Source organism: Azospirillum rugosum (genome assembly GCF_017876155.1).
Classification (GTDB): domain Bacteria; phylum Pseudomonadota; class Alphaproteobacteria; order Azospirillales; family Azospirillaceae; genus Azospirillum; species Azospirillum rugosum.
Genome location: NZ_JAGINP010000015.1, coordinates 159,178 through 175,053, shown reverse-complemented (window position 1 = coordinate 175,053; position 15,876 = coordinate 159,178). Strand labels below are relative to the sequence as shown.

General features: G+C 68.4%; 13 protein-coding genes. 4 read left to right on the top strand and 9 right to left on the bottom strand.

Annotated elements, in window-relative coordinates:
• The first annotated feature begins 125 nt into the window (after positions 1–125).
• Together J2851_RS20640 and J2851_RS20635 are read left to right on the top strand one after the other, a co-directional pair.
• Positions 126–974 (top strand): ABC transporter permease, encoded by an 849-nt coding sequence (locus tag J2851_RS20640; RefSeq protein WP_307419984.1) that lies wholly within the window; start codon positions 126–128, stop codon positions 972–974.
• 71 nt (positions 975–1,045) lie between these two features.
• Positions 1,046–2,530 carry a hypothetical protein gene (locus J2851_RS20635; RefSeq protein ID WP_209768554.1) on the top strand — a complete coding sequence of 495 codons (1,485 nt, stop codon included), beginning with the start codon at positions 1,046–1,048 and terminating at the stop codon, positions 2,528–2,530.
• 10 nt (positions 2,531–2,540) lie between these two features.
• On the opposite strand, the gene J2851_RS20630 is transcribed toward J2851_RS20635, so the two are convergent.
• From J2851_RS20630 to J2851_RS20610, 5 genes are read right to left on the bottom strand one after another with little or no spacing between them, the layout of a single operon-like run.
• Positions 2,541–2,873: a DMT family transporter gene (locus J2851_RS20630; protein WP_209768551.1), complete on the bottom strand. Its 333-nt coding sequence runs from the start codon at positions 2,871–2,873 to the stop codon at positions 2,541–2,543.
• Positions 2,874–2,922: 49 nt separating this feature from the next.
• Entirely contained in the window at positions 2,923–5,145 is a 2,223-nt protein-coding gene (locus J2851_RS20625; protein ID WP_209768549.1) for a glycosyltransferase family protein, read from the bottom strand.
• Positions 5,146–5,199: 54 nt separating this feature from the next.
• Entirely contained in the window at positions 5,200–6,345 is a 1,146-nt protein-coding gene (locus J2851_RS20620; protein WP_209768547.1) for a DegT/DnrJ/EryC1/StrS family aminotransferase, read from the bottom strand.
• A gap of 53 nt (positions 6,346–6,398) precedes the next feature.
• Positions 6,399–7,343 (bottom strand): WxcM-like domain-containing protein, encoded by a 945-nt coding sequence (locus J2851_RS36365; RefSeq protein ID WP_209768545.1) that lies wholly within the window; start codon positions 7,341–7,343, stop codon positions 6,399–6,401.
• Complete coding sequence (locus J2851_RS20610; RefSeq protein ID WP_246500813.1) at positions 7,340–8,281, bottom strand: glycosyltransferase family 2 protein; 942 nt, start codon at positions 8,279–8,281, stop codon at positions 7,340–7,342. Before J2851_RS20610 ends, J2851_RS36365 begins: the two co-directional genes overlap by 4 nt.
• 301 nt (positions 8,282–8,582) lie before the next feature.
• Here J2851_RS20610 and J2851_RS20605 point away from each other — a divergent pair, with 301 nt between their 5' ends.
• A complete protein-coding gene (locus J2851_RS20605) occupies positions 8,583–10,466 on the top strand; it encodes a DUF7657 domain-containing protein (protein ID WP_209768542.1) in 1,884 nt (627 codons plus the stop codon).
• A 9-nt stretch (positions 10,467–10,475) separates the two neighbouring features.
• On the opposite strand, the gene J2851_RS20600 is transcribed toward J2851_RS20605, so the two are convergent.
• Positions 10,476–13,025, bottom strand: a complete 2,550-nt coding sequence (locus J2851_RS20600) for a hypothetical protein (RefSeq protein ID WP_209768541.1) — start codon at positions 13,023–13,025, stop codon at positions 10,476–10,478.
• Between the two features lie 710 nt (positions 13,026–13,735).
• Here J2851_RS20600 and J2851_RS20595 point away from each other — a divergent pair.
• The gene (locus J2851_RS20595; RefSeq protein WP_209768540.1) at positions 13,736–14,098 is read left to right on the top strand and encodes a hypothetical protein; all 363 of its coding nucleotides are present in this window, start codon (positions 13,736–13,738) and stop codon (positions 14,096–14,098) included.
• 254 nt (positions 14,099–14,352) lie between these two features.
• Here J2851_RS20595 and J2851_RS20590 read toward each other — a convergent pair whose 3' ends face one another.
• From J2851_RS20590 to J2851_RS20580, 3 genes are all read right to left on the bottom strand, one after another.
• A complete protein-coding gene (locus J2851_RS20590) occupies positions 14,353–14,721 on the bottom strand; it encodes a hypothetical protein (protein ID WP_209768539.1) in 369 nt (122 codons plus the stop codon).
• Between the two features lie 85 nt (positions 14,722–14,806).
• Entirely contained in the window at positions 14,807–15,211 is a 405-nt protein-coding gene (locus J2851_RS20585) for a hypothetical protein (protein ID WP_209768538.1), read from the bottom strand.
• 231 nt (positions 15,212–15,442) lie between these two features.
• Complete coding sequence (locus tag J2851_RS20580) at positions 15,443–15,805, bottom strand: hypothetical protein (RefSeq protein WP_209768537.1); 363 nt, start codon at positions 15,803–15,805, stop codon at positions 15,443–15,445.
• Positions 15,806–15,876 lie beyond the last annotated feature (71 nt).

Here is a 15,876-nt window from a genome sequence, read left to right as displayed (position 1 = left end):
GATGGGGCCGGGGATGGGGGTGTGTTGCCTTTGCGGGAGCGGGATTCTAGAGTGCGCCTCCCGGTCGGGGAGCCGGCGGGGACTCGTCCGGTTTGCTCGGTTCCGTTTGAAAAAGGCCCTCCGAAGTGATCGCCACGCCACCACGCACGGCCTCCGCCTCCCGCGGCCTCCCGGGGGCCGCGGCTCCCCTGGCATCCCTCTGGCAGCACCGCCGCCTGATCCTGCGTCTGGCGCAGCGCGACCTGGAGGCGCGCTACCGGGGGTCGCTGCTGGGCCTGGTCTGGGCGGTGCTGACGCCGCTCCTGATGATGACCGTCTACACCTTCGTCTTCACCGTCGTCTTCCAGGCCCGCTGGGGAGCCTCCACGGGAAGCAAGGCGGAGTTTGCCCTGCTGCTGTTCTCGGGGCTGGTGCTGTTCACCATCTTCTCGGAATGCCTGGCCCGGGCGCCCGGGCTGATGCTCGAGAATGTCAGCTACATCAAGAAGGTGGTCTTTCCGCTGGAGATCCTGCCGGCGGTGATCCTGCTGGTGGCGCTCGCCAACGCGACCATCGGCTTCATCATCCTGGAGGCCTTCGCCCTGGCGGTGTTCGGCCTGCCGCCCCTGACCATCCTGCTCTTTCCGCTCATCCTGCTTCCGCTGTGCCTGTTCGCGCTGGGCGTCACGTGGTTCCTGTCGTCGCTGGGCGTGTTCCTGCGCGACATCAAGCAGATGGTCAGCGTCCTGGTGACCATCCTGATGTTCATCAGCCCGATCTTCTACCCGGTGTCGGCGATCCCCGAGGCGTATCGGCCGATCATCCAGCTGAACCCGTTGACGCTGCTGCTGGAGGGCGCGCGCGACGTGCTGTTCTGGGGCACGGTGCCGAACCCCCTGGAGTGGCTGCTGTCCACCGCGGTCGCCTATGGGATCGCCTGGCTCGGCTTCGCCTGGTTCATGAAGACCCGCAAGGCCTTCGCCGACGTGGTGTAGGCCCGCCCATTGACCAGCTTGCGGAGATGGAGTGCCCCGATCCATACCATCCATCCAGTTATGGACTTGAAATGAATTACAGAAAGTGTTTATCGGCCATTCTGGTGGTATCGGCGATATCTTCAGTTCTTTTTATTTATAAGTACGCGCTATATCCTTCTTCTGCCGACTCCGTGGTGTACAGGTTCCTGGCGTTCCGCTTTCGGATAGACGGGGTGATGCATGACTTCGGGACCATCCGGACATACGGCTACCCCCTATTCCTGTACGCTCTCAGCTTTCTTTCCGGATGGTCGTTCGATCGGCTGGCCGCCGTGGCGGGGGGCGTGCAGTGGATCCTCTACGCCGGCGCCACCTTGTGGCTGGGCGCCGCATTGCGGCGTGTCGGCGAAGCCGCCGCGCTCGGAGCCGTAAGCGGCCTCCTCCTCCTTCCGCTCGGGCTGGCCCTGGTCACGGACGTCCTCACGGAAGGGCTTTCCCTGCCGATCGCGGTCGCCCTGGCCGCCCTGGCCGTGCAGGCATCGGGGCGCTATCGCCCGGTGTGGAGCGAAGCGGCCCTCGTCGCCGGGGCCATGCTGGCCGCCCTTGCGCTGATGGTCCGTCCCGGGAACCTGCCGGTCACCATCGGCTGGCACCTCGCTGTGGCCCTCGCCCTGGTGGTCTCGCCGGCTTGGTCCGGCGTCCGGCGGCGGCTTGCGGCTTGCGCCATCCTCTCCTTCGTCGGCGCCGGGCTGCTCGTCTGGGGGCCGCAGGCGGCCTATGCGGCCCGGTCGGTCGGCGAATGGGCGATCCTGCCCGCCTGCCGCCTGGGGGCCTTCCAGGGCGCGTATGGGATATTGGTGTGGAAGTACGACACCATCATGACCGTGTCCGGCGGAACGGCGCGTTGGAATTTGCCCGCCCCCTGGAACACGATCAATCCGTTCTTCACCCCGCCGCTGCCGGCCGGGGGGTGGCTGGAGTGGTACCTTGCCCACCCGGTCCAGGGCGCGGCCACCCTGCTCGGCCATGTCTTCATGGGATTCAACGCGCGAACGCCGTTCACCTACATTTACGATCTGTGGCCTTCATACGCTTGGCTGCACCGGGCGGCGGTCTTCTCCATCCTGGTCTTTGGCCTGTGGCGCATGCTCTCCCTTCTCCGAAGGGCATGGCCGGCGCAGGCGCGGGCGTGGGCCTTGCCGGTCACCTTCGTCGTGGCCGTCTTCCTGGGTTCCTGCATCCTCAACGCCGTGACCGCCGTGGAAACGCGCTTTGCCGCGATCCCGATGGCGATCCTGGCCTGTTTGGCGGCGGGGTACGGCTGGGCCATCGTGCGCGGCGAGGAGACCCTTCCCATACGCCGGGCCCTTGCCTCGCTTGCCGTGGTTGCGCTGCTCCTGGCCGTTTCGGCCTGGGCGGAGCAGTTCGAAGGGCGCGTCCCGGCGGTCCAGATCGGGCTGCAGGATTACGGCCAGAACACCCCCTGCTACCTGACCTTCGACACGGCCAACGGAGAGTTCGAGAGGGTGTTCTTGGAATACGAAAAAGAGATTTCCAGAAGGGACGGGATGTAATCCGGCCGTATCAGCTCCAGGACAGCAGGACGACGCCGCTGACGATCACGGCGATGCCCAGCAGCTGCTGGGCCCCCAGCGGCTCCTGGAAGGCCAGGTTGCCGAGCACCGCGACGGCCACGTACGACAGGGACACGCTTGGAAAGGCGATGGACACCGGCAGCCGGCGCAGGGCGATCAGGTAAAGCAACGCCGAGGCGACGTACAGGGACAAGCCCATCAGCGTCGGGAGGTGGAACAGCTGCCGTGCGAAGGTCGCGCTCTCCATCGCTCCCTTCTTGAGCAGGATCTGCCCCCCGACGCCGAGAAGGATCGATATCCCGAGTGCTGCGTAGTGAAACATGTGCGCCTGCGTGTCGTCGTGTCGTGTCTGCGGCTGGAGCGGGCTGGCTTCAGGCGGCGGCTGTCTGCGCCGCCGGAGCGCGCACCGTCCGCGCGGACCGGCGCGCGCGGGCGTAGACGCCCACGGCCAGCAGCCACGCCGCCAGCATGGCCAGGGAAATCCCCATGCCCCACCGGAAAAGAGGGGTCTGGTAGGAGGTGGAAAGCTGGTAATGCCCGGCCGGCAGGACCCAGCCGCGCAGCGCGCCATTGACCCGCACGGGCTCCAGCCGATTGCCGGCGCCGCTGATCTTGGCCGTCCATCCCGGTGCGAAGGCCTCGTTCTCCACCACCAGCATCCGCCGGGGCAGAGCGATGTCGTGGACGATGCCGTTGCGCGCGAAGGACAGCGTGCGCAGGGAGACGTCCGCCTCGGCGGAACCGGTTGCGTCGTTCAGGTCGACGCCGTCCACGGCCGGCTGGTCGCAGGCCACGCGGGCGCAATCGAAGGCCAGGAGGCGGCTCGGCTGCATCATGAAGCTCTTCAGCGCCGGATCGCTCTCCACGACCGCGTAATTCTTGGGCAGCGATCCAGTCAGATCCGCCGTCATGAAGTCGCCGGTGAAATAGCCGCGCCAGGACAGGTCCAGCAACCTCGGCACCGCCAGGCGGGCCGGCCGCTCAGCCAGTGGCTTCCGGAAGAGGCCGGCGTTGCCCGGCTCGTTCCCCAGGCGGTCGCGGATCCCGTTCGCCTCGTACATGCCGATCGGAAGCGGGGTCTTCCAGTAGGACGACATGGAGTCCAGGACGGGCCAAGCGGACACGGCCGCCAGCACCGGCACGATCAGGGACAGGGCAAGCCGCGGCCGGGGCCATCGCCGCATCCACGCCAGCACCGCCAGCGTCACGGCCAGGACGGCGGCCTGCATCATGAGCGCGGAGCGGAAGAAGGGGGCCCAGGCGTCCGGAACCACGAGGATCAGGCACAGGACGCCGCCCAGCACGACGGCGAAGGCCGTTCCCGCCAGCACGATCAGGCGCTGCCGGGACAGCGGCTCGGGCGAGCGGCGCAGGTTGTCGAACCCGGACAGCGCCAGGAAGAGCACCGCCATGTAGAGCAGGGTCCGGTAATCGCCGGCCGCAAAGCGGGAATAGCCGAGCGGAGGGACGAGGGCCACCAGCGCCGAGGAGAGCGGCGCCAGGGTGCTGAGGCACATCACCGCCGCCACCGCGCCGACCGCCAGGAAGGAAAGATGGCGGAGCAGGTCGGACGGCCGCAGGAACGGCAGGAAGATCGCGACGACCACCGGAATCTGCATGCCGAGCATCGACATGTCGGGCCCGAGGCCGGCCGACGAGTAGAGGAGGCTGCCGAGCTGCTCCGGGCTCAGATGCTGGCGGGCGAGCTGCTGCGTGACGGCGGAGCGCACCAGCTCGCCGCTCAGCCGGAAGCCGGGCAGAAGGTAGGCCGCGGCCATGGCGACGCCGATCAGGGTCAGCCCGCCGAGCACGGCCGCATCCAGCAGGACGCCGCTGCCCTGGCGCCGCGCCACCGCCGTGGCGACCTGGACCAGGACGAACACCGACAGGCAGAGCAGGCCGGCGATCATGCAGCCGGGATAGCTGCCGACGATGAACAGGTACAGGAGCGGCGGGATGAGCAGGCTGCGCCACCGCAGCGTCGACGTGTAGGCGAACCCCTTCAGGCGCAGCGGGACCCCCGGACGGTCCGCCAGCAGGAAGGCCCAGAACAGCCAGGGGAACAGCGCGAACGCCCGGACGATGTCCGGATGCTCGGCGTTGGTGAAGAAGCCGCCGTAGAGGTGGTAGCAGACCGCGGCCAGGAACGCGATGAGGCTCGACCGGAACTGGACCCGCGTGAGCCGGTACATCCCCAGCGCGCCGGCATAGACATGCAGGAGCTGGACGATGTTCGCCGCGTGCAGGTCGTACGGGATGCCGCTGGCCGGGAAGAACCAGAAGGGAGGGTAGTGTATCCCCGCCTGGAGGTTCATCGCCAAGGGGTAGCCGTAGGACTGGTACGGGACCCAGTGCGGCCATTCGCCGGCGCCGACCGACGCCATCCAATAGGCTGCGACGGCGTAGTAGTGCATGAAGAAGTCGAAGGTGAACGACGTCACCCCCGACCAATGCCCGGGGAAGAGCGCCACGTTCAGCCCGAACAGCACCACGGCCGCGGCGAGGCCGTGCCAGGCCGGGTTGTCCAGCCTGGCGGCCGCAAGATCCGCGCGCGCGCCGGGGCTGGAAGGCCGAAGGAAGGCGGTCTGGCTCACGTCACGCTCCGGTCGGGCCGATCATGGACTCGTCTTGCGGCGGCGCATCGCACATTACAGGGTAGGCGCGACGTCGCGCAGCGCCGCGACGACGGACGCAACCGCCTCGTCGCCGAGCTGGGGGTACATGGGCAGGCTGAGGACCAGGCCCGCCATGCGCTCCGTCTGCGGCAGCCCTCCCGGGCCGAGGGGAAGGCGGTCCCGATAGGCGGGCTGGAGATGGACGGGTGCCGGGTAATGGATGTTGGTCATGACGCCGCGCGCCTGCAGCGCCGTGCGTAGGGCGTCGCGGTTCGGCGTCGTCACGACATACTGGTGGAAGACGGGAACGGTGTTCGGGCGCCGGCGCGGAAGGTCGAGCGGCAGGCCGTCCAGACCGCGGTCGTAGGCCTCCGCGATGGCCTGCCGGCGGGCGTTGTGCGCGCCCAGCCTTTCCAGCTTCACGCGCAGGATGGCCGCCTGGAGTTCGTCGAGCCGGCTGTTGTGCCCGGCGTCGTGGCTGATGTAGCGCTCCTTCCAGCCGTATTCCCGCAGGTGGCGGAGCCGCTCCGCCAGGGCCGCGTCGTTCGTCACCAGGACGCCGCCGTCGCCGAGCGCGCCCAGATTCTTGGTGGGGTAGAGGCTGAAGGCGGCGATGGCGCCGAAGGTGCCGACGATCCGGCCGTCGAACGTGGCGCCGTGGGCCTGGGAGCAGTCCTCCAGCACCGGCACGCCGAAGCGCGCCGCGATGTCCATGATGCGGTCCAGGGCGACGGGATGGCCGTACAGATGGACCGGGACGATCGCCTTGACGGGCGAGGACAGGCGGGCACCGCCGGCCAGGCGCCCGTTCAGCACCTCCTCCAGCTGGTCGGGGTCCATGCCGTGGCAGGCGTCGACGTCGACCAGGACGGGCAAGGCGCCCGTCAGCTCGACGGCGGCGACCGTGGCGACGGCGGTGTGCGAGACGGTCACCACTGCGTCTCCCGGCCCCACGCCGAGGGCGCGCAGGCCGAGCACCAGGGCGTCCGTGCCGTTGGCCACGCCGATGCCGTGCGCGGCCCCGTTGAAGGCGGCGAACTCCTGCTCGAACGCGGAAACCTCGCGTCCCAGGATGTACCATCCGCTTTCCAGCACGCGCGTGATCGCCTGGTCGATGGCGGAGCGCTGCTCCAGATAGGCGGCCTTGGGATCCGTCTGGGGAATGACCGTGTTCGTCATCGGGAGCGATAACCCTCTTGTGAGGAGTCCTTGCGGGGCGGGTGAAAGGGGCGTCAGGGACGCGCCGGCGGGTCCTTGGCGAGGAGGGCCAGGAACTCGTCGTAGTCCCGGACATAGTCGTTCGCATCGTAGGGATCGGACGCGAACACCAGCAGGACGGCGTCGGGCGAATATTTGTACTGCACGCCCCAGATCATCGGCGGCATGTAGACCGCCAGGTTGGGGGAGTCGAGCCGGATCTCCTCGCGCCGGGTGCCGTCGTCGACCATGACCGAGCAGGACCCGTGCGTGCAGATCAGGAACTGGTGGCAGACCTTGTGCGCGTGCTGGCCGCGGACGTTGCGCCCGGGCACGTCGAAGACCATGAAGAAGCGCTTGGGAACGAACGGCACCTGGTCGGTGAACTCGCCCACCGTCAGCTTGCCGCGCATGTCGCCCACCAGGGGGAAGGTGTGCACGGTCACGCCGGGCACCGAGCACTCCCGCACCCCGACCTGCTGGGTCGTGTTGAAGGTGGCGGGGGTGTCGTGGACCGCGTTCGCGTAGTTCACGATGGTCGCGGGGTTGCCGACGATGACCGCGTTGGCCGGGACGTCCCGCGTCACGACCGCCCCCGCCCCGACCATGGCGTTGGCGCCGATCCGCACGCCGGGCAGGATGGTGGCGTTGGCCCCGATCGAGGCGCCGCGCGCGACGACCGTCTGCGCGAAGCGTTCGGGATAGATCTTGCTGCGCGGAAACGGGTCGTTGGTGAAGGTGACGTTGGGCCCGACGAAGACGTCGTCCTCCAGGCGCACGCCGTCCCACAGCTGGACGCCGCACTTGATCGTCACGCGGTCACCGACCACCACGTCGTTCTCGATGAACACATGGTCGCAGATGTTGCAGTCGCGGCCGATCCGGGCTCCCGGCAGGACATGGGCAAACGCCCAGATCCGGGTTCCGTCACCGATGGTTTCGGACTCGCACAAGCCCTGGGGATGGACGAAGACGCTCATTGCGGGGGGCCACCTAGAAAGTGCTCGCGTGACATTTCGATGAAGTTCGGCCGGCGCTTGGTGTTCTCGAAGGTTCGCCAGATGTACGAACCGAGCAGGCCGAGGCCGAAGATGTTCAAAGCGCCGAAGAACATGATGCTGAGCATGATCGGCGTGTAGCCGGAGACGTCGATCAGGCCGAACGCCCAGAACAGAAGGACGACGCTTCCGATCAGGATCGAGGCCACGACGCCGAGGAACCCGACGACGTTCAGCGTGATGATCGGCAGATTGGAGAAGGCGAACATGCTGTCGGTCATGTAGCGGAACTTGCGGCGGAAGGTCCACCCGCTCTTTCCGACGGCCCGTGCGCGGCGATGGTAGGGGATCTCCCGGCGCTTGAAGCCGATCCAGAGCAGCAGCCCGACCAGGGTGCTGTTGGACTCCTCCAGCGCCAGCAGGCAGTCCCGAACCTTCTGGTTGCACCCGAACATGTCCACCCCGCCCTGCGGCATCTCGCGCTGGATGAAGCGGCAATAGACGGTCCAGAACAGGGACGAGAACAGCTTGCTGAGCCCGGGATCCCCGCGTGAGGCCCGAACGCCCAGCGCGACGTCGATCCCCTCGTCGCGCAAGGCGATGAACATGTCCCGCACGAGCTCCGGCGGTTCCTGGAGATCGGCGGCCATGACGGCAAACAGCGGGCCGGTCGCCGCGGCCAGGCCGGTCCGGATCGCCGCAAAGGAGCCGAAGTTGCGGGAAAGGCAGATGACGGTGGACCGGAACGTCGCCTTGGCCAGGCGGTCCGCCAGCTCACGGTACGAGTTGTCCGGGCTGCCGTCGACAACGAACACGGCTTCCAGCTGATGACCAAGATCCCGATTCAGATCATCGATAGCAATAATAAGTTCCGGAATTGATCCTTCGTTTTTATAGACCGGAATTATTAGAGAGTACATGGTACAGCCCAAGGATCTTTCATCGAATGATCTAAACTATACGTTCCAAGACCGTCCGGCGTCTGCGGCCAAGACCTTTTCGGCCTTGTAGCATGGGAAGAGGGGAAAGTACAGCATCCGGGGCGCCGGCTTCGCCCGCCCGCCCCGCCCGTCCGAAGCGCCGCCCGGATGCGCACCGAGAGTTCGCGGGAATGAGGGCCCGAATGAGGAAGTGAACAACTTTTCCCCATGACGCCACGGTGACGCTGGGATAAGCAGGCTCCGCACCGACTTAAGCCCGATCGAAACGGCCGATACGACCATGGAACGCCTGTCCCGAATTCTTGCAACGGTTGCGGTGGCTTTCCCCGGCCGGGAGCGGAGCCGGTCCTGGCCGGACGTCTTCGTCCTGGCCGTCGTCCTGGCCGGCCTGGTCTACACGGCGCTCGGCTGGACCCCGTCGTCCTACGGGGTGGCGCTCGGCGGGATCGGGGCGCCGGGCGAGGGGCTGGTGGCCGGCACGCCGAAGCCGATCCGGTCCGACGAATGGGCGGTGTGGACGCCCTTCGTCCAGATCGCGGTCAACAACGGCTTCGGACGTTTCAACGCGCTGTCTCCCTACGCCGAGGACCTGCGCAACTTCAACGCCCTGCCGCTGCTCGACTGGGGGCTGGCGTTCAAGCCGCAGTTCTGGCCCTTCTTCGCGGTCGACCCGGCCTGGGCCTTCTCCTTCTCGCACGCCGTCTTCATCGTCCTGTTCCTGGCCGGCTACCATCGCCTGTTCGTCGCCTTCGGCTTCGGCCGGGCCTGGTCGGCGGCGGCGTCCTGCGCGCTGTTCTTCACCAGCTACGCCCAGTTCTGGTGGACGACGACGGGGCCGCTCCTGGCGATCTTCCCCTGGCTGCTTCTGGCCGCCCTCGCCCGGCTGCCCTGGCATCTGCACGCGGCGCTGATGGCCTATGTGACGGCCTTCTGGCTGCTCAGCCACCTGTATCCCCCCGTCGTCATTCCGCTGGCCTTCGCCGGCGGGGCGCTGCTGCTCGCCTTCCGGCCCGACGCCCTGCGCCCGCGCAGGCTTCTGCCCTGCCTGCTCGGGGCCGCGGTCGGCATCGGGCTGACCGGGCTCTACCTGCATGAGCCGATCCGGGCCATGGCGGCGACGGTCTATCCCGGCTCGCGCTCGCTGGGCGGCGGCGGCGTGCCGCTGCCGCTCTACCTCGCCCAGTTCCTTCCGTTCCTGGTCAGCACGGACGACTACCGGGATCTGCTCGGCCTGAACATCTGCGAGGTGGCGACGGGGGGAAGTTACCTTCTGCTGCTGGCGCTGGTGTTCCTCGACTATGGCCGGCTCGGGACGGTCCTGCGCCAGGGCGGGCCTGCGCGCACGGCGCTGCTGCGCCAGCTTGCCCTGCCGCTGGCCGCCTTCGCGCTGATGTCGGTCTGGATGCTGGCCCCGGTCCCGAGCGGCTGGGGGCGTGTCCTGCTGTGGGACAAGGTGCCGGGCAACCGCATGGTCTTCGCCGCGGGCCTGCTTCTGCTCGTCCTCGCGCTCGTGCTGCTGCGGGCCGCAGCGGTGCGGCTGTCCTGGGGGCGCTTCGCCGTCGCGGCGCTGACCGTGGGGCTGGCCTGGGCGGCGGCGAACGGCGGCCTGGACAACCTCGCGGGCCGGCTGGCGAACAACCTCACCGACCTCGCCATCCTGCCGCCGCTCGCCGTCGTGGTCTGGCTGGGCGCGCGCGGGATGCTGCCCGCGGCGCAGGGCGGCTTCGCCCTGATCCTCTGCGCCCTGGCCGTCAACGCGGTCGGCTTCGGCGGCTTCAACCCGATCCAGTCCGCCTGGCCGATCTTCCACCGGCCGGCCACGCCGGTGACCGCGGCCTTCGCCGAGAGCGCCGCCGCCCACCCCCAGGGCTGGGTCCTGCGCGGCGGCATGCTGCCGGGGGCGCTGATGCAGGGGTTGGGCTACCGGTCGCTCCAGCATGTCCAGATCGCGCCCGCGCTGGGCTTCTTCCGGCCCTACTTCCCGGAGATGGGCGACGCCGCCTTCAACCAGCTCTTCAACCGCTACGCCCATGTCCAGATCGTGCCCGGCCTGCCGGCGCCGGGCTCGCCGCAGGCCGACGTGATCCAGCTGCCGATGGAGCGGTTCCTGGCGCCGCCCCCGCGGGATCCGGGTGGGGAAGCCGCGTCCGGGACGGCGAAATAGCGCATCCGCTCACCGCGTCGCCCCGCCCGGCGCGGCCGCCCGCTCCGGCCGTCCCCGGATCGCTGCGGCAAGACGGGCGCCGAGGCTGCGGGCCAGGACGGCGAGGATCAGAAGCAGGGCGGCCGCCGCCGCGGCGAGAGCGGCGTTCATTCCCGTCGGCGCGTAGGTGAAGTCCACCCGCGCGGCCCCCGCCGGCAGTTCAATGGTCTGGAACGTGTCGTCGGACAATCCGATCGGCACGGGCGTCCCGTTGACGGTCGCCCGCCAGCCGTGCATGTGCACCTCCAGGCGGACCAGCGTGGATGGGCGCGTGCAAACGGTGTCGACGCGATCCCGCGTCACTGGGGTCAGCGTGCAGCCTTCGGCCGAGACGTAATCCCGTACCCCCGGAATCTCGTAGACGACCATGGTCGGGCTTCGATGGACGGGCGTCAGGCCGGTGTGGGTGGTGAACCGCACCTCCGGCGCGTAGCCGTCCTTGAGGGGGCCGCCCGGCCCGGCGGCCGAAAAGGGCGTGGCGTCGGCCTTCGGCCGGATCCACAGCGCCAGGGGCCGTTCGCCGTCCAGCTTTTCGAAGCGCACGGTGTAGTCCTGGCCGGCGGCGATGCGCACCGGGCGGGACAGCCCGACGGTCAGCGGGCTGTTGTCCTGCGCCTGGCCGATGTCCGACACCCCGTCGGCGCAGTCGCCGTGCACGCAGAGCGTCACCTTCGCCCAACCGTCCGCCGTGTTGCCGTAGGTCGCGACCAGCAGGGAGACCTCCGACACGTCCATGGCGCGTCCGGACGGCAGGCGGCCGGTCATCTCGACCCACTCGCCCGCCGCGACGGCGTGGGGCGTGTGCCCCTGCGGTTCCAGGCGGACGGCCGTTTCGGCGCCGATGTCTGGCCCGCCGAGCACGTACTTCACGCCGGCCTGGGCGTAGCGGGGAAGGCGTTCGCGGAACAGCGTCTCCCGGTCGGCGCGCTGCTCCGGTTCCAGATAGGGGAACCAGGGCTGGAAGACCGTCGGGTTGGCATAAGGGTCCAGGTGATTCCGGATGTGGTCGGCCGTGCGCTGCGGCGCCGGAAGATCGTCGTAATGAAGCGTCGCGATGCCGAAAAGGCTTCCGTAATTCGGCCCCAGGCGGTGCCCGGCCGTCTCGGCGACCCGTTGGAAGCCGATGTTCGCCTTCAGGAAGGCAACGGCGTCAGCGTCGAGCGTGCCCGTGCGCGGGTAAGACAGATAGGGAACCAGGAACCACGCCGTCGCCTCCCCTATGAGAAGCGCCGAGAGCAGGATGGCGACCCGTCCCGTCTCCGCACGGCGCGAGGCCCACAAGGTTGCGCCGGAGAGCAGCGCCACGGCGACGAACGCGCCGATGAGGAAACCCGCCTGCACGTCGGTCGCGATCTTCCAGAGATCGCCGATCGCCGGAAAGGCCGGCACCGCGGCCAGGGCGACCGACAGCAGGGCGGCGGCGACCGCCCCGGCCATGACCCGCCTCAAGACCGGCCGCGGCAGATCCGGAACCCGGTCGAGGAACAAGGCGGCGAGGACGGCGAAGCAGAAAATCCAACTCGGATTCAGGTAGCGGAACGACGCGGCGATCCTCGCCAGGGGCAAGGCCATGAAGGCCTGGTAGACCCCCGGCAAGCCGTGGCTTACCCCGACGGCGATGACGATCCACGCCACCAGCAGCACCTTCACCGGCCGCCGGTCGGCCAGGAACACCCCGGCGAAAGCCAGGACCACCGGCATGAAGCCGATGTATCCGCCGATGGCCGACCACACGGACCTGATGACGGGGACCGGAGAGTCGAAAATCGGCCCGTAGACGTACGGCATCACATAGTGCAGAAGCGCGGCGGAGGGGAGCCAGACTCCGTAGAAGCCGTGCTCGCTGTGTCCCGACAAGGCGGCTTCGGTCAGGAATTCGGCAAAAGCCAGAAGAAGCGGTGCGCTGAGGGCGGCCGCCAGAAGGGCCGTCAGCAGCAGGTCCAGGACGAAGCGCCGGATCTGCCGGGCGTCCATGCCGGCGCTGCGGAACACCACCCAGCCGATCAGCAGGATCGCGTAGAGATACACCTGTTCCGGAAAGCCGGCATACAGCGCCATGGCGGCCATGGCGGCGCCCAGGCAGACCGGCGGCAGGCGCCCGGACAGGGGGGCCTCGGCGATGGCGGCGGCCCGCAGGGATTCGATGGTGAGGAACAGCCAGGGCAGGAACGCCACCGGATTGAAGACCGCGTTGCGCAGCCACGCGAAAACGCCGTTCACCTCGAACAGAAGGGCGGCGGCCAGAGCGGCCCCCCTGCGCAGGCCGAACGCCCGCAGGAACAGGTAGGTGCCGGTTCCGGCCAACGCCTGCAGCAACGCGTGCTCGATCACCTGCCCGTGCGGCAAGGCCAGCAGCCACGTCGGCGGAAAAAGGGCGGCCGACTGCATTTCACCCAGCAGCGGCGCCCCCAGCCCCTCGAAGTGATTCCAAAGCGGCAGGCGGCCGGACAGCACGTCGAACGCGGCTCGCGCGCCCAGCGAAAGCGACGTCGTGCCGACGTTCGGGTCGATCGTGGGCAATCCGGGCAGCAGCGCTGAGCCGACACCAATGCCGAGACCGCTGTACAGGTACAGAGGGTTTGTCAGAAATGGGCCAAAGACATCAAGAATTATCAGTATTGCCGGAATGAATGCAATCGACAGAGCGGTGTATATCTTAGGAATTCGCAATATTGACATCCGATGTTTTTGCGTCGATTTCTGGCGTGGCGGCCACACCGTGGCGGCGGGGCTTGGCTTACACCCCTGTCGACCGCATGGCTGGAGGGGCGGCGCTCGGTGCGGAGATGGCGAGACGGCCCGTAACGGTGAGCGGCATGACGGACGCGTTTGTCATTGAAACTGTATCGCGGTGTGGATACCAGGTGCCCGGTCGAGCGTCTTCGGAGAAGAAGCTAGCTGACTGGTGGGTGGGCAATCAATCTCGGTTCTACCTGCTCCCTGCCATTTCGACTTGATGGTCACATGGCTATGTCGGCCACCGCGACCGCTTCGAGTTCGTGGACGGCATCTTTTCCCTGGCCCGTCCCGCGGACCTGATCCCGCATCGGTCCTGATGGCGTTGGGTCGGATGACGCCGGTTTCGTGACCGGGCTGTTTGGAAAGCGCGGGCTGGTGTGGGGCGGTTCACAGCCGGTGTGGCGGGGTTTGGGTAGGGTTTGGTCATCGACGAACGCCGCGGCGGAGAGCCCCGGCCCCCCAAAGCCCCCACCCAGCCCCAGGAGACCACCATGATCCGCACCTCGCTGCTCGCCGGTTTCGCCACGCTCGCCCTGCTGTCGGCGCCGGCCATGGCGCAGAACATCACCAGCCTGAACAACACGGCGGCCGGGATCGGCAACGTGGCCAAGCAGAACGCCTTCACGATGCAGAAGGGCGGCGGGTTCCTCGGCGGGCCGAACGTGGTGACGATGGGCAACACGGCGGCGGGCGTCGGCAACCTGGCGGTGCAGAACGGCACGGTGCTGCAGAAGACGCCGCGGGTCGGCCCGCTGGGCGCGCCGGTCGGCGGGCCGAACATGTTCGACGCCAACAACCTGGCCGCCGGCGTCGGCAACTTCGCCAAGCAGAACGCCTTCGGCATCCAGAAGTAAGACGGCCCCCGGCCCCCTCATCCCCATCCATCTTCCAGACCCCCCGGCCGGACACCCTCCGGCCGGGGGTTGCCGCGTGCGGGAAGCTTGTGCGGAGAAGTTGTGCGGAAAACGGCCGCGGCCCGACCGGACAGGATGCCCCAAAAGCCTTATGGCTCCGCCAGTTTCCCTGGCGAAGCCACGCTTGAGCATTCTTCATCCCCGGACAGGTCGGTGGAAGCCGGCGCTTGAAAACCGGATTCCCCGCCCGTGACCTATTCGATGCGCACGTCGACGCCTCCGGCGCGGACGCGGAGCTTGCCGCCGTCCTGCTCCACGGTGACGTCCTGATCGAGGCTGCCCTTCAGATCGGGCGGAAGTTGGGGCATCGCCTCCGGTCCCGGAACGGCCTTGGGGTCGGACGAGCAGACGGTGCGCTTGTTGACGGTCTGGCAGGTCAGGGAGCCGGACCCTTGCTGGCAGATGGTCTGGCCGTTCACCGTCTGGCAGCTCAGCGACCCTGAGCCGCGCATGCACATGGTCTGGCCGTTGACCGTCTGGCAGCTCAGGCTTTCGGCATGGGCGCCGGACGACAGCAGCAGCACAGCGGCGACGACGGGAAGGAGAGCGGCAATCCTGGGCATGGACGCCTCCTGGTTCGGGATAGGAACAAGACTAGCGCGGCGACCGGCCCCTTGGCCCGGGACCGGTCGGCCATCTGCCGGGAGGTCAGCGCTGGACGCCGAGGCTCCGCTGCTTGGCGGTGTTGCCGATGCCGGCGGCGACGTTGGCGGCGGTGCTCACGTCGGTGCTGACCAGGGGCCCGCGGCCCGTGAAGTTCAGCCCGACATGGACGCCATTGCTTTGGATGCCGGTGGTCTTCTGCTTGGCGGTGTTGCCGATGCCGGCGGCGACGTTGGTGGAGTTGGCCACATTGGTGTTGACCAGCGACCCGAACGGCGACGCCTGCAGGCTCGTGGTCTTCTGCTTGGCGGTGTTGCCGATGCCGGCGGCCATGTTCATGGAATTGGTCACGTTGGTGCCGACCAGACCGTTGGGGATGTTCTGGGCCATGGCCGGGGCCGACAGCAGGGCAAGCGCGGCGACGGCGGCGCCCAGGGAACGGTGGAGCATGCGAAACCTCCTTGTGCGGCCGGAGCCCGATGCTCCAGCTTGGTTCATGCGCCCCACGCTAGTCGGGCCGGCGCCCGGCCGCTGTGGCCCGCCTCACAGGCGACGGCATAAAGGGATGACCGGTGAAGCGCCGTGACGGCGCGGCTGTTCTCTGCACGCGGCGACCCCCGGCCGGAGGGGTCCGGCCGGGGGTCTGGACGATGGATGGGGATGAGGGGGCCGGGGGCCGTCTTACTTCTGGATGCCGTAGGCGTTCTGCTTGGCGAAGTTGCCGACGCCGGCGGCCAGGTTGTTGGCGTCGAACATGTTCGGCCCGCCGACCGGCGCGCCCAGCGGGCCGACCCGCGGCGTCTTCTGCAGAACCGTGCCGTTCTGAACCGCCAGGTTGCCGACGCCGGCCGCCGTGTTGCCCATCGTCACCACGTTCGGACCGCCGAGGAACCCGCCGCCCCGCTGCATCGTGAAGGCGTTCTGCTTGGCCACGTTGCCGATCCCGGCCGCCGTGTTGTTCAGGCTGGTGATGTTCTGCGCCATGGCCGGCGCCGACAGCAGGGCGAGCGTGGCGAAACCGGCGAGCAGCGAGGTGCGGATCATGGTGGTCTCCTGGGGGCTGGGTGGGGGCTTTGGGGGGCCGGGGCTCTCCGCCGCGGCGTTCGTCGATGCCC

Excerpts from the sequence above, each read along its gene's own strand:
- J2851_RS20610 (WP_246500813.1), bottom strand. The coding sequence starts at position 8,281 with ATGTACTCTCTAATAATTCCGGTCTATAAAAACGAAGGATCAATTCCG.
- J2851_RS36365 (WP_209768545.1), bottom strand. The coding sequence starts at position 7,343 with ATGAGCGTCTTCGTCCATCCCCAGGGCTTGTGCGAGTCCGAAACCATC.
- J2851_RS20605 (WP_209768542.1), top strand. The coding sequence starts at position 8,583 with ATGGAACGCCTGTCCCGAATTCTTGCAACGGTTGCGGTGGCTTTCCCC.
- J2851_RS20590 (WP_209768539.1), bottom strand. The coding sequence starts at position 14,721 with ATGCCCAGGATTGCCGCTCTCCTTCCCGTCGTCGCCGCTGTGCTGCTG.
- J2851_RS20635 (WP_209768554.1), top strand. The coding sequence starts at position 1,046 with ATGAATTACAGAAAGTGTTTATCGGCCATTCTGGTGGTATCGGCGATA.
- J2851_RS20580 (WP_209768537.1), bottom strand. The coding sequence starts at position 15,805 with ATGATCCGCACCTCGCTGCTCGCCGGTTTCGCCACGCTCGCCCTGCTG.
- J2851_RS20595 (WP_209768540.1), top strand. The coding sequence starts at position 13,736 with ATGATCCGCACCTCGCTGCTCGCCGGTTTCGCCACGCTCGCCCTGCTG.
- J2851_RS20585 (WP_209768538.1), bottom strand. The coding sequence starts at position 15,211 with ATGCTCCACCGTTCCCTGGGCGCCGCCGTCGCCGCGCTTGCCCTGCTG.
- J2851_RS20620 (WP_209768547.1), bottom strand. The coding sequence starts at position 6,345 with ATGACGAACACGGTCATTCCCCAGACGGATCCCAAGGCCGCCTATCTG.
- J2851_RS20630 (WP_209768551.1), bottom strand. The coding sequence starts at position 2,873 with ATGTTTCACTACGCAGCACTCGGGATATCGATCCTTCTCGGCGTCGGG.